Origin of the sequence: Polaribacter pectinis (genome assembly GCF_014352875.1) — a bacterium.
Classification (GTDB): domain Bacteria; phylum Bacteroidota; class Bacteroidia; order Flavobacteriales; family Flavobacteriaceae; genus Polaribacter; species Polaribacter pectinis.
The window spans coordinates 2,122,235-2,135,302 of sequence record NZ_CP060695.1 but is presented as its reverse complement, the minus strand read 5'-3'; the positions used below and the strand labels follow the sequence as shown (position 1 = coordinate 2,135,302).

Here is a 13,068-nt window from a genome sequence, read left to right as displayed (position 1 = left end):
TATGGATTTATCAAACGTACAATCTTCGGAAATTAAAAATTTAGACATCCTTGCAAAACAAGTGGTGGAAGGTTTTATCACAGGAATGCATAAAAGTCCGTTTCATGGGTTTTCTGTAGAATTTTCCGAACATAAATTATACAATAAAGGCGAAAGCACACGACATATAGATTGGAAATTGTTTGCAAAAACAGAGAAACTCTACACTAAAAAATATGAAGAAGAAACGAACTTGCGTTGTCATATTATTATAGATAATTCAGCTTCCATGCATTATCCGATTATAAAAAAGCAAACAGTAGATTCTTTAAATAAAGTTGGTTTTTCTGCAGTTGCTGCAGCTGCATTAATGGAAATATTCAAAAAACAAAGAGATGCAGTAGGTTTAAGTATTTATGCAGATTCTTACGAATATTATGCTCCAGAAAAAGGGAGTGAGCGTCATAGAAAGATGTTATTGCATCAATTAGAGCAATTAATGGTTTCTGAATCGAATGCAACTACAGATACTTATAAATATCTCCACGAAATTGCAGAAAAGATTCACAGACGTTCTTTAATATTTGTTTTTACGGATATGTTTCAAACGTCAAAAGAAGATGAAGCACTTTTTGAAGCGTTACGTCATTTAAAATACAACAAACACGAGGTAGTTTTGTTTCACACTTTCGATGGAAAAACAGAATTAAACTTCAATTTTGACAATTCACCCAAAAAATTTGTGGATGTTGAGACAGGAGAAGAAATAAATGTTTACGCAGAGAATGTTCAAGAAAAATACAAGGAAATTGTAGAAAATTATTTTAAAGAATTGAAAAATAAATGTTTACAATATCAAATTGATTATGTTCCTGTAGATATTCATTCTGGATTTAATCAAATTCTCACAAAATATTTAATTAGTAGAAAAAAAATTAAATAAAAATCATTTTTTTGTTTGCAGATGTTAAAATCTGTTATATATTTGCAACCGCTAATAGCAACGGTCTGGTAGTTCAGCTGGTTAGAATACCTGCCTGTCACGCAGGGGGTCGCGGGTTCGAGTCCCGTCCAGACCGCAAAAAGCATCTCTTTTGAGATGCTTTTTTTGTTTATTATAATTTTGTTTTTAATAATAATTGTTAGAAACAATTACATTTATCATAATAAATAAACTTGATTTTAAAGAGTTCATAAATTTTTTTAAACTTCTTTCATATTATTTGTATATCTAAAATTAATCTTTAGATTTGTCATTCAAACCAAGAGAATAAATGTTGAACAATAATTTTACACGTTTCTATTTTTACTTTTACTTTTTTAGTAAGAGGAGAGACTTTGTATCATGTTGTTAAGAAACATAAAATATATATAAAGTCTCGAATTTAATTCGAGACTTTTTTTTTGATATTATATTAATGAATAAAACAATCGCCATACAAGGAGCAGAAGGCTCAAACCACCATAAAGTTGCACGCGACTTTTATGGAAACGACATTCAACTAAAAGAGTGTATGTCTTTTGATGTTTTGGTGGATAGTTTATTGGATAAAACTGCCAATTTGGGAGTAATGGCAATAGAAAACACAATTGCAGGTTCTATAATTCCTAATTATGCATTAATTGATAATAACAACCTACATGTTGTAGGAGAAGAATATTTGAATATTCATCATCATTTAATGTGTCTAGAGAATCAAACTATTGAAGATATAAAAGAAGTTTGGTCGCATCCAATGGCATTATTACAATGCAAGGAGTTTTTTAAAAAACATCCACATATAAAGTTGGTAGAAGATGTAGATACTGCTGAAGTTGCGAAAAGAATATCAAAAGAAAATTTAAAAGGAATTGCAGCAATTGCGCCAAAAATAGCCGCAGAAATTTTCGATTTGTCAATTATTGAAGATGAAATTCAGACGATAAAAGACAATTCAACACGATTTGTAATTGTACAAACTAACGAGCCAGCAATTAATGAGGAAGTAAATAAAGCATCGTTAAAATTTCAACTGAATCATAAACGAGGAAGTTTGGCAGCTATTTTAAATGTGTTGAGCGATTGTAAAATGAATTTAACCAAAATTCAATCTTTACCAGTAATAGAAATGCCTTGGAAATATTCGTTTTTTGTAGATGTTACTTTCGAAGAATATAAAGAATACGAAAAAGCAAAAGCGATTATAGAAATAATGGCAGAAGAATTCAAAATTTTAGGAACTTATAAAAACGGCAGAAAATAAAATGATACAACCTGCAAAAAGATTAGATACTGTTCAAGAATACTATTTCTCTAAAAAATTAAGAGAAGTAAGAGAATTAATGGCGGCTGGAAAACCAATTATCAATATGGGAATTGGCTCTCCAGATTTGCAACCACCAGCAAAAGTTTTAGAAGCAATTCAAGGAAGTTTAGGAGATGCTTCTGCTCACAAATATCAATCTTACCAAGGTTTACCAGAGTTAAGAAATGCTATTTCAACTTTTTATAAAAACAAATTTTCTGTAGAAACGAATCCAGAAAATGAAGTGTTGCCATTAATGGGAAGTAAAGAGGGAATTATGCATATTTCTATGGCTTTTTTAAACGAAGGCGATAAAGTGTTAATTCCGAATCCAGGATATCCAACATATACATCTGTCACCAAATTAGTAGGTGCAGAACCACTTTTTTATAATTTAAGTGCAGAAGACAATTGGCAACCAAATTTCGCAGAATTAGAAACTCAAGATTTATCTGAAGTTAAAATTATGTGGGTAAATTATCCACACATGCCAACTGGAACAAATGCAACTTTAGAAACCTTTAAAAAGTTGATTGCTTTTGGAAAAAAAAATCATATTTTAATCATTAACGACAATCCTTATAGTTTTATTTTAAACAATAATCCTATAAGTATTTTACAAGTAGCAGGCGCAAAAGACATTGCTTTAGAATTGAATTCTTTAAGTAAAACTTTTAACATGGCTGGTTGGCGAGTTGGAATGGTTTTAGGGAACTCAACATACATCAACGAAATATTAAAAGTAAAATCTAATATGGATTCTGGCATGTTTTACGGAATTCAAAAAGGCGCAATTGAGGCATTACAATTATCAGATTCTTGGTTTTCAGAACAAAATAAAATCTACACAGAACGTAGAAATTTAATTTGGGAATTAGCAGATAAATTAGATGCAAAATATAGTAAAAACGCAACAGGTTTATTTGTTTGGGCAAAAATTCCTGAAGGTAAAAAATCTGAAGAAGTTACAGATTCAGTTTTATACAACAACGATATTTTTATAACACCAGGAACAATATTTGGTTCTCAAGGGGAAGGATATATTCGTTTTTCGTTATGTGTAACAACAGAAATAATTAAAGAAGCTATATCAAGATTATAGATTATGAAAAATATATTTTTTATTGGTATTGGTTTAATTGGCGGAAGTTTCGCAATCGACATTAAAAAGCATTATCCAGATACTGTCTTACATGGAATTAGCAGAAAAGACGAAACGCTAAATAAAGCGTTAGAATTAAAACTGATTGACAAAAAAGCAACTTTAGACGATTTAGAAAATGCAGATTTGGTAATCGTATCAATTCCAGTAGATGCAACTGTAAAACTATTACCAACAATTTTAGATAAAATCGGTGATAATACACTGGTTGTAGATGCAGGTTCCACAAAAGAAGCAATTTGTAAATCTGTTGAACATCATAAAAGAAGACGAAACTTTTTGGCTTGCCACCCAATTGCAGGAACAGAAAAATCTGGACCAACAGCAGCAATTTCTGGCTTGTATAAAGGAAAAACGAACATTATTTGCGAAGTAGAAAAAACAACTTTTAAGTTGCAAGAAAAAGCATTAGACCTTTTTAGAGCAATTGGAATGCGTATTAGATATATGGATGCAGTTTCACACGACAAACATATTGCGTATGTTTCGCACCTTTCCCACATTAGTGCGTTTATGTTAGGGAAAACAGTAATTAATAAAGAAAAAAATGAGCGCGATATTTTCGATATGGCAGGTTCAGGTTTCGAATCTACAGTTCGTTTGGCAAAAAGTTCGCCAGCAATGTGGACGCCAATTTTTAAACAAAATAAAGAAAACGTAATAGAAACATTAGAAGAATACATCAACAATTTACAACATTTTAAAGAGTTGATGCAACAAGATAATTTCTCTGAAATTTTTAACGAAATGGAGAATACAAATTATATAAAACAAATTTTAAACGGCATAAAATAATAAGCCACAATAAGTAGAAAAATGAAGAATACAAAAGAATTAAGAACATGGTTGGACGATATGAAATTAGATCATCCACTAGTAATAGCAGGGCCTTGTAGTGCAGAAACCGAAGAACAGGTTTTAAAAATTGCACACGAACTAAAAGATTCTGATGTAAGCTATTTTAGAGCAGGAATATGGAAACCAAGAACAAGACCAGGAATGTTTGAAGGTGTTGGAGAAATTGGTTTAAGATGGTTAAAGAAAGTAAAAGAAGAAACAGGTATGAAAACCTGTACAGAAGTAGCAAATGCTGCACACGTAAAATTAGCAATCGAGAATGATGTAGATTTATTATGGATTGGTGCACGTTCTACAGTATCTCCTTTTATCATGCAAGAAATTGCAGATGCTTTGCAAGGAACAGATAAAATTGTATTGGTTAAAAATCCGGTAAATCCAGATTTAGCTCTTTGGTTAGGTGGAATTGAAAGATTATACACAGCAGGAATCAAAAATTTAGGAGCAATTCACAGAGGATTTTCTACGTACGAAAAAACGAAATATAGAAACACTCCAGAATGGCAATTAGCAATTGAATTCCAAAATAAGTTTCCAGATTTACCTTTAATTAACGATCCTTCGCATATTACAGGAAACAGAGAAATGATTCAAGATGTTTGTCAAACTGCGTTAGATTTAAATTTCGATGGTTTAATGATCGAAACTCATTTCGACCCAGAAAACGCTTGGTCAGATGCTGCACAACAAGTTACACCAACAAAGTTGAAACAGATCATGGAAGATTTAAAAATCAGAAAAGAAACCAATACAGAAGCAGATTATACAAATGCTTTAGACAATTTAAGAGCACAAATTAATGTTGCAGACGATCAATTGATTGAATTGTTAGGAAAAAGAATGAAAGTTTCCGATGAAATTGGCGCTTTGAAAAAACAAAAGAATGTTGCTGTTTTACAATCAAAACGTTGGAACGAGATTCTTGGAAACATGATTTTAGAAGGTGAGAGTAAAGGTTTAAGTGAAGAATTTGTATTGAAAATGTTCAAGGCAATTCACCAAGAATCTATCAATCATCAAGAAAAAGTAATTAACGGATAGTTTTTGGGCGTTACCTAAAGGTCAGGCTTTCACTACTCACTTTTTTTGCAGAAAAGCAAAAAAGAGTTCAAACAAGCCGTTCAATCCTTAACGCGTAGAACAAACCTTATAAGGAAGTTATTAAAACTAACTTTTAGAATATACAAACCTCACAGATATTAAGTCTGTGAGGTTTATTTTTTATTACAAATTCGTAATTTATTCTCATCTTTGTAATAATGACAGGAACAGTTTATAAATCTACAGGAAGTTGGTATCAGGTAAAAGCCGATAATGGAGAATTTTACAAATGTAGAATAAAAGGGAAATTCAGAATAAAAGACATTAAAAGCACCAATCCAATTGCGGTTGGCGACAAAGTGGTGTTCGATTTAGAAGCAAAAAACGACGAAGAGACAGGTGTTATAAAAAAGATTTTAGAAAGAGATAATTTTATCGTCAGAAAATCTGTAAACCTTTCCAAGCAAACACATATTATTGCTTCAAATATCGATCAAGTTTTTTTACTAATTACTATAAATAATCCACCAACATTTACCACGTTTATAGACCGTTTTTTAGTTTCTGCAAGAGCCTACAGAATCGATGTGATTTTAGTTTTCAATAAAATAGATTCTTACGAAATAGAAGAAAGAGCAGAAATTTTATACTTAAAAGATATTTACGAAGCCATTGGTTACAGATGTGTAGAAGTTTCTGCAACACAAAATAAAAATGTAGATACCATTAAAGAAATGATGTTGGGTAAAACATCTATGTTTGTTGGGCATTCTGGAGTTGGAAAAACCACTTTGGTAAATGCAATAGACAAAACATTAGACTTAAAAACCAAAGAAATTTCCGACCAACATAACCAAGGAAAACACACCACTACTTTTGCAGAAATGTTCGATTTAAGTATCGAAAATAAAAACGATGCAAAAATTATAGACACACCAGGAATTAAAGGTTTTGGAGTTGTAGATATAGATAAATACGAGTTAGGAGACTATTTTCCAGAGTTTTTTGCGTTAAAGCAAGACTGTAAATTCAATAATTGTATACATACAAAAGAGCCAAAATGTGCTGTAAAAGAAGCTTTAGAAGAAGAAAAAGTTTCTTGGTCTCGTTATAAAAGTTACTTACAAATTTTAGAAGGCGAAGAAGAATCAGAGCATTTTAGAACCGATATTTGGAACGAAGAAGATAATGAGTAGGTTATGAAAATTGTAATTCAAAGAGTTTCTAAAGCAAGTGTAACTATTAAAGAACAAAAAGTTGCAGACATCAAAAACGGACTTTTAGTTTTATTGGGAATTGTTAATGAAGATGCTCAAGAAGACATTAATTGGTTGGTTCGAAAAGTGGCAAATCTCCGCATTTTTAATGACGAAAATGGAGTAATGAACAAATCTTTATTAGAAAGTAATGGAGAAGTGATTGTTGTGAGTCAGTTTACGTTGCAAGCCTCCACCAAAAAAGGAAACAGACCAAGTTATATAAAAGCAGCAAAACCAGAAATTGCAATTCCTTTATATGAGAATTTTGTGAAAACATTGGAAAACGAATTGGGGAATAAAGTACAAACTGGAGAATTTGGTGCAGACATGAAAGTCGAATTGTTAAATGATGGTCCAGTAACAATCATCATCGATTCAAAAAATAAAGAATAACTAATTTGGATTTTATCAACATCCATACTCACAAAAAATCATCGGTTGAAAACGTGTTTTCTATTGAAAATAAATATCCAACTTCAGTAGATTTTTCTTCTCCTTTTTCAATCGGAATTCATCCTTGGTTTATCAATAAAAATAAAATTGAAGAAGAACTTTTACTTATAGAACAAAGTCTTCAAAATAAAAATTGTTTTGCTTTGGGCGAATGTGGTTTAGATAAAATTATAGAAGCAGATTTTAAACTTCAACAAGAAGTTTTCAGAAAACAAGTGAAACTTTCAGAAAAACACAACAAACCTTTAATTATCCACTGTGTAAAAGCATTTCAAGAAATTATTGAAATCCAAAAAGAAACAAAACCAAAACAAATTTGGATTTTACACGGTTTCAATAAAAACCTACAAGTTGCAGAAAGTTTAATTAAAAACGGAATTATTTTATCAATTGGAGTAGCAATTATCAAGAATGAAAAACTGCAAAAAGCAGTTTCAGAAATTCCTTTAGATAAATTGTTTTTAGAAACAGACGATTCAGAAGTTACAATTCAAGAAGTTTATAAAAAAGTAGCAAACATAAAAAGGTTAGAGGTTGAAGAACTTCAACAAATAATAAAACAAAATTTTAGAAATATATTTAGAGTATGAGTTGGTTAGAACGTACTGAACTTTTAGTGCAAAAAGAAGGAATTGAAAGATTACAAAATGCCAATATTTTAGTTGTTGGTTTAGGAGGAGTTGGAAGTTATGCAGCAGAATTTATAGCAAGAGCTGGTGTTGGAAAAATGACAATAGTAGATGGCGATGTTTTTGATGAAACGAATATCAATAGGCAATTGCCTGCATTACAATCTACAGTTGGTAAAGCGAAAACAAGCATTTTATCAGAAAGATTAAAAGATATTAATCCAGATTTAGAATTAACAGTTTTAAAAGAATTTTTATCACCAGAAAGAGCCTATGAAATTGTTTCAAAAGAGTTTGACTACGTTTTAGATTGTATAGATTCTATTACACCAAAAATTAATTTAATTGTGGCTGCAAGAAGAAAGAAAGTTAAAATTATTTCTTCAATGGGAGCTGGAGGTAAATTAGATGCAACCAAAATTCGTGTAAAAGATATTGCCAAAACAAAGAACTGTACAATGGCAAGAGTTTTAAGAAAGCGTTTAAAAGAAAGAAAGGTAGATAAAGGTGTAAAAGCGGTTTATTCAGAAGAAGTTCAAATTCCTGCAAGCGTAAAAATTACAGACGGAACCAATTTTAAAAAATCTTATTATGGTACCATAAGCTACATGCCAGCTGCATTTGGATTGCAAGCAGCAGCACATGTTGTTAATTTTTTAATAAAAAAGTAAAAAATAGTTTCCAAGGAAAATAAATTCATTGTATATTTGCCATGGGAAATAAATTTCCAGAATTTGAAAACTAATTAAAATCAAAATAAAATGAAAAAAGTATTTTTAACATTGGCATTAGTAGCATCAGTTTTAACTGCATGTAAAAGCGAGAAAAAAGAAAAAGTAGAAGCTAAAGAAGCTGTAAAAGTAACTGTAAATGTTGCTGAATTAAATAATGTAGATACAGATACATCTGTATTAAATTGGAAAGGAACAAAACCTGGAGGAGCGCATAATGGAACAGTTGCTCTAAAAAGTGGAGGTTTATTAATTGAAGATGGCAAATTAACACAAGGAGAGTTTATTATTGACATGACTTCAATTAAAAATTTAGATATGGCTGGTTCTGAAGGAGCTGGTAAATTAGAAGGACACTTAAAAAATGCAGACTTCTTTGATGTAGCTGAATATCCAAATGCAAAATTTGTAATTACTAAAATTGAAGAAACAGAAGGAAAACTAGCTGTAACTGGTAACTTATTAATTAAAGATATTGCTAAAAGCATTACTATTCCTGCAATGATTTCTACAGAAGGTGGTGTTACAACTTTTACAAGTGAAACATTTAATATTAACAGAGCAGATTTTAATGTAAAATATGGTTCTAAGTCATTTTTCGATAACTTAAAAGACAAGTTTATTGACGATTTAATTGAAATGTCTTTTGTTGTTAAAACAAAGAAATAAGCAAAAATTTTTTTAAAAAATAAATTAAACCCAAGACTTTGTCTTGGGTTTTTCTTTTTTTATATTGCATTGCTATATAAAAAAATATGAAGAAGAATATACTTTACGCTGTTACAACGGTACTGTTTTCTGTTACAATAACCTTTTCACAAAAAATAAACTATTCATCTTTACTAATTCCTGCAGAATTAAAGGAAAACGCGAATGCAGTTGTAAGAAATCAGTCAATAGATATTACCATAGAAGATGTAGATAAAATGGTAGTTAAAGAAAGAAGAACTGTAACAGTTTTAAATAAATTGGGCGATAGAAATGTTGCTATGTACGAGAGTTATGACAATGATACTAGAATTACAGAACTTCATGCCTTTATTTATGATGCTTTAGGAAATCAAATAAAAAAATATAAAGAAAGAGATTTTACAGACGTAAGCGCTGTAGATGGAGGAACTTTATATTCAGACTCTAGAGTTAAATATTTAGATTATACACCTATTACATATCCTTACACTGTAGTTTTTGAATCGGAATACAAAACATCTACTACTGGTTTCATACCTTGGTGGTTACCAATAAACGGATATTATATTGCTGTTGAAAAAGGACAATATTCAATTAAAAATCCTACTGGAATTCCTTTAAGGAAAAAAGAAACTAATTTTGAAGGTTTTAAAATTGAAAGCGCAAGTTCAGAAACAGAAATTTCTTATTCCATAACAAATCAAAAAGCAATTAAATATGAGAATAATGCTGTTTCATATAGAGAAATTTTACCCAAAGCAACCATAACTTTAGACAAGTTTAACTTAAAAGGTGTGTATGGCGAGTACACAAATTGGAATGAATTTGGCAAGTGGATGTATGAAAAATTACTAACAGGAAGAGATGTTTTAGATGAAGCTACAAAAACTAAAATTCAAGAATTAGTAAAAGGTGTTAATGACCCTATTGAGAAAGCTAAAATTGTATATCAATTTATGCAAGATAAAACGCGTTATATAAGTGTACAAGTTGGTATTGGAGGTTGGGAGCCTATTGCAGCAAATCTTGTAGACAAAGTTGGTTATGGAGATTGTAAAGGCTTAACAAATTATACAAAAGCATTGTTAGATGCTGCAGGTGTTACTTCATATTATACAATTGTTTATGCTGATGAAAAAAGAGATATAGATAAAGATTTTTCTTCAATACAAGGTAATCATGTTATTTTAAATCTTCCAAATAAAGGTAAAGATATTTGGCTAGAATGTACAAGTCAAACCATGCCTTTTGGTTTTTTAGGAGACTTTACAGACGATAGAAATGTTTTAGTTGTAACACCAGAAGGTGGAGTTATAAAAAGAACAACAGTTTATAAAGACGAAGTAAATCTTCAAACTACAAAAGGAGCTATTCAATTTAAAGAAGATGGAAGCTTAAATGCTACATTAAAAATTGTTTCCCAAGGTTTACAATATGATGATAAGTATAGTAATGAAGGTTATACTGAAGATGAATTAATAAAACACTACAAATCTAGTGTTTGGAATTATAACAACAATTTAGAAATTCAATCTTCAAAATTAGAAAACAACAAAAAAGACATTGTTTTTACTGAAGATTTAGAAATATCCATTAAAAATTACGCTTCTATAAATGCACAAGAATATTTATTTAGAGTTAATGTTTTTAATAAAAATAGTTTTGTACCCAAAAGATATAGAACAAGAAATTTACCGCTTAAAATAGCTAGAGGATACAAAGATGTAGACGAATTCGAAATTAAAATACCTGAAGGTTACACTCTTTCAGCTTTACCTCCAATAAAAGAACTTTCTACAAAATTCGGGAGTTACAAAGTAATCTTTACAAAAATCGATGACAATACTTTTAAATACAACAGATCTATAGCTATTAAAGAAGGAGTGTACCCAAAAGAAGATTATAAATTATATAGAAGCTTTAGAAGAAGTATTGCTAAATATGAAAATTTAAGAATTGCCATTACTAAAAAATAATTAAAATGAAGAAAATTACTATTGTATTACTGCTGTTAAGCCAAATCTCATTATTCGCCCAAGACCATAAATTTGGTAAAGTTTCTAAAGAAGAATTAGAAGAAAAATTTTATCCTTTAGATTCTACTGCAGATGCAGCTTATTTATTTAGAAAAAGAAGGACTTACTTCGATTTTATAGCGCAACAAGGAGATTTTCAGTTAGTTACAGAGATTCATGAAAGAATTAAGATATACACAAAAGAAGGGTTTGATATGGCTAATAAATCCATTTCATATTATGACCCAGATAGTGGGGCAAGAGAAGCTGTAAGTTCTATAAAAGCTTATACATTCTCTTTGGTAAACGGAAAAGTTGAAAAAGAAAAATTGTCTAAAAAAAATATTTTTAAAGAGAAAAAAGACAAGTATTATAGTCTTAAAAAAATTACAATGCCAAACATTAAGGAAGGGGTTATTGTAGAAATTAAATATAGGTTTATCTCTCCTTATGCAACTTCTGTAGATAATTTACATTTTCAATATGGAATACCATTAAAGAAGTTCGAATATCAAGTGGAAATTCCTGAATATTACACCTTTAATACTAAGTTTATAGGGTATTATACGCCTAGAATGAATAAAACTTCCAAAAATAGTTCAATTGGTTCTTTAAATTTTACTGTTAATGTTTTTCAATTTGATGGATTAAATGTTCCTGCATTAAAAAATAATGAACCCTATATTACAAGTATTAACAATTTTAGAGGTGGCGTACAGTTTGAACTAACTCAAACAAATTTTGCAAATATTGGAGGTGGTATTAAAAACTATTCTACTTCTTGGGAAAATGTTAGTAAAGAGATTTTTAAGTCTTCAAATTTTGGGTCTGAATTAAAAAAATCGAGTTATTATAAAGACGATTTAGAAAAGATTTTAACAGTTGCAAAAACAGATTCAGATAAAGTTTCGGCAATATTTCAACATGTTAAAAATCAGGTAAAATGGAATGAGTTTTATGGGAAATATACAGAAAATGGTGTTAGAAAAGCTTACAAGGAAAGAGTAGGGAATTCTGCAGACATTAATTTAATATTAACATCTATGTTACGTTCTGCAGGTTTAGATGCAAACCCTGTTTTAGTAAGTACAAGAACAAATGGCGTTCCATTATTTCCTACAATAAAAGGTTTTAATTATGTGGTTTCTATGGTAGAATTTTCTGGAGGAAGTTATGTGTTATTAGATGCAACTGAAAAATATAGTTTACCAAATATTTTACCAACCAGAGATTTGAATTGGAATGGTAGAAAAGTAACTAAAGATGGAAACTCTTCATGGGTAAAACTTACATCTTCTAAACCAGCTCTAGAAGAGAATTATTTATTGGTAAACATTACAGATGATTTAATGGCTGAAGGTATGTATAGAACCAAATATGACAATTTAAATGCCTTATCTTACAGGAAAAATAACAATCATATAAAAGAGGAAGATTTAATTACCAAATTAGAGGAGAAAAATAAGATTGAAATAGAAGATTATAAGGTTGTTAACAAAGAAAAAATAGCAAAACCAGTAATTAGAACAGTTAAGTTTGTGAGTGAAGATTTAATCGAACAAATTAATGGTAAAATATATGTAGAACCATTACTGTTTTTCTCGCAACACACGAATCCTTTTAAACTAGAAGATAGAAAATTTCCAGTAGATTTTGCAACTCCTTGGAAAGATAAGTACACTGTTTCAATAAAAATCCCTGAAGGTTATAAAGTAGAAACATTGCCAGAACCATTAGCTATTGGTTTGCCGGAAAATTTAGGGGTTTTTAAGTTTCAAGCTTCTACAGTAGGTAATAAAATAAATACCATTTGTGTTATACAATTTAATAGTGCAATCATTGCCCCACAATATTATGCAGCGTTAAAAGATTTTTATGGGCAGTTGGTTAAGAAAGAATCAGAAAAAATTGTTTTAGTTAAGATTTAATAAAAACATTTTTCATCAAGAATATTATAAACCCAAAA

General features: G+C 29.9%; 12 protein-coding genes and 1 tRNA gene. All 13 read left to right on the top strand.

The window, feature by feature from the left end:
* Window position 1: 1 nt before the first annotated feature.
* The 13 genes from H9W90_RS09615 (at window position 2) to H9W90_RS09555 (ending at window position 13,030) form a co-directional block, all read left to right on the top strand.
* Entirely contained in the window at window positions 2-922 is a 921-nt protein-coding gene (locus H9W90_RS09615) for a DUF58 domain-containing protein (protein ID WP_187481394.1), read from the top strand.
* A gap of 62 nt (window positions 923-984) precedes the next feature.
* Window positions 985-1,058, top strand: a tRNA-Asp gene (locus H9W90_RS09610).
* 339 nt (window positions 1,059-1,397) lie between these two features.
* Window positions 1,398-2,222, top strand: coding sequence for a prephenate dehydratase (locus tag H9W90_RS09605; RefSeq protein WP_187481393.1), 825 nt, complete (start codon window positions 1,398-1,400; stop codon window positions 2,220-2,222).
* 1 nt (window position 2,223) lies between these two features.
* A complete protein-coding gene (locus tag H9W90_RS09600; protein ID WP_187481392.1) occupies window positions 2,224-3,366 on the top strand; it encodes a pyridoxal phosphate-dependent aminotransferase in 1,143 nt (380 codons plus the stop codon).
* A 3-nt stretch (window positions 3,367-3,369) separates the two neighbouring features.
* Entirely contained in the window at window positions 3,370-4,221 is an 852-nt protein-coding gene (locus H9W90_RS09595; RefSeq protein ID WP_088355405.1) for a prephenate dehydrogenase, read from the top strand.
* 21 nt (window positions 4,222-4,242) lie between these two features.
* Window positions 4,243-5,325 (top strand): bifunctional 3-deoxy-7-phosphoheptulonate synthase/chorismate mutase type II, encoded by a 1,083-nt coding sequence (locus H9W90_RS09590; protein WP_187481391.1) that lies wholly within the window; start codon window positions 4,243-4,245, stop codon window positions 5,323-5,325.
* A 218-nt stretch (window positions 5,326-5,543) separates the two neighbouring features.
* Window positions 5,544-6,521: a ribosome small subunit-dependent GTPase A gene (gene rsgA, locus H9W90_RS09585; protein WP_187481390.1), complete on the top strand. Its 978-nt coding sequence runs from the start codon at window positions 5,544-5,546 to the stop codon at window positions 6,519-6,521.
* A 3-nt stretch (window positions 6,522-6,524) separates the two neighbouring features.
* Window positions 6,525-6,977, top strand: a complete 453-nt coding sequence (gene dtd / locus H9W90_RS09580) for a D-aminoacyl-tRNA deacylase (RefSeq protein WP_187481389.1) — start codon at window positions 6,525-6,527, stop codon at window positions 6,975-6,977.
* Window positions 6,978-7,030: 53 nt separating this feature from the next.
* A complete protein-coding gene (locus H9W90_RS09575) occupies window positions 7,031-7,627 on the top strand; it encodes a TatD family hydrolase (RefSeq protein WP_187481388.1) in 597 nt (198 codons plus the stop codon).
* A complete protein-coding gene (locus H9W90_RS09570; protein ID WP_187481387.1) occupies window positions 7,624-8,337 on the top strand; it encodes a tRNA threonylcarbamoyladenosine dehydratase in 714 nt (237 codons plus the stop codon). The genes H9W90_RS09575 and H9W90_RS09570 overlap by 4 nt, the downstream gene beginning before the upstream one ends.
* Before the next feature lie 90 nt (window positions 8,338-8,427).
* Complete coding sequence (locus tag H9W90_RS09565; RefSeq protein ID WP_187481386.1) at window positions 8,428-9,066, top strand: YceI family protein; 639 nt, start codon at window positions 8,428-8,430, stop codon at window positions 9,064-9,066.
* Window positions 9,067-9,152: 86 nt separating this feature from the next.
* Window positions 9,153-11,063, top strand: coding sequence for a DUF3858 domain-containing protein (locus tag H9W90_RS09560; RefSeq protein WP_254712472.1), 1,911 nt, complete (start codon window positions 9,153-9,155; stop codon window positions 11,061-11,063).
* 5 nt (window positions 11,064-11,068) lie between these two features.
* The gene (locus H9W90_RS09555) at window positions 11,069-13,030 is read left to right on the top strand and encodes a transglutaminase family protein (RefSeq protein WP_187481385.1); all 1,962 of its coding nucleotides are present in this window, start codon (window positions 11,069-11,071) and stop codon (window positions 13,028-13,030) included.
* Window positions 13,031-13,068: the final 38 nt, after the last annotated feature.

Excerpts from the sequence above, each read along its gene's own strand:
- H9W90_RS09555 (WP_187481385.1), top strand. The coding sequence starts at position 11,069 with ATGAAGAAAATTACTATTGTATTACTGCTGTTAAGCCAAATCTCATTA.
- H9W90_RS09600 (WP_187481392.1), top strand. The coding sequence starts at position 2,224 with ATGATACAACCTGCAAAAAGATTAGATACTGTTCAAGAATACTATTTC.
- H9W90_RS09605 (WP_187481393.1), top strand. The coding sequence starts at position 1,398 with ATGAATAAAACAATCGCCATACAAGGAGCAGAAGGCTCAAACCACCAT.
- dtd (WP_187481389.1), top strand. The coding sequence starts at position 6,525 with ATGAAAATTGTAATTCAAAGAGTTTCTAAAGCAAGTGTAACTATTAAA.
- H9W90_RS09615 (WP_187481394.1), top strand. The coding sequence starts at position 2 with ATGGATTTATCAAACGTACAATCTTCGGAAATTAAAAATTTAGACATC.
- rsgA (WP_187481390.1), top strand. The coding sequence starts at position 5,544 with ATGACAGGAACAGTTTATAAATCTACAGGAAGTTGGTATCAGGTAAAA.
- H9W90_RS09590 (WP_187481391.1), top strand. The coding sequence starts at position 4,243 with ATGAAGAATACAAAAGAATTAAGAACATGGTTGGACGATATGAAATTA.
- H9W90_RS09570 (WP_187481387.1), top strand. The coding sequence starts at position 7,624 with ATGAGTTGGTTAGAACGTACTGAACTTTTAGTGCAAAAAGAAGGAATT.
- H9W90_RS09595 (WP_088355405.1), top strand. The coding sequence starts at position 3,370 with ATGAAAAATATATTTTTTATTGGTATTGGTTTAATTGGCGGAAGTTTC.
- H9W90_RS09560 (WP_254712472.1), top strand. The coding sequence starts at position 9,153 with ATGAAGAAGAATATACTTTACGCTGTTACAACGGTACTGTTTTCTGTT.
- H9W90_RS09565 (WP_187481386.1), top strand. The coding sequence starts at position 8,428 with ATGAAAAAAGTATTTTTAACATTGGCATTAGTAGCATCAGTTTTAACT.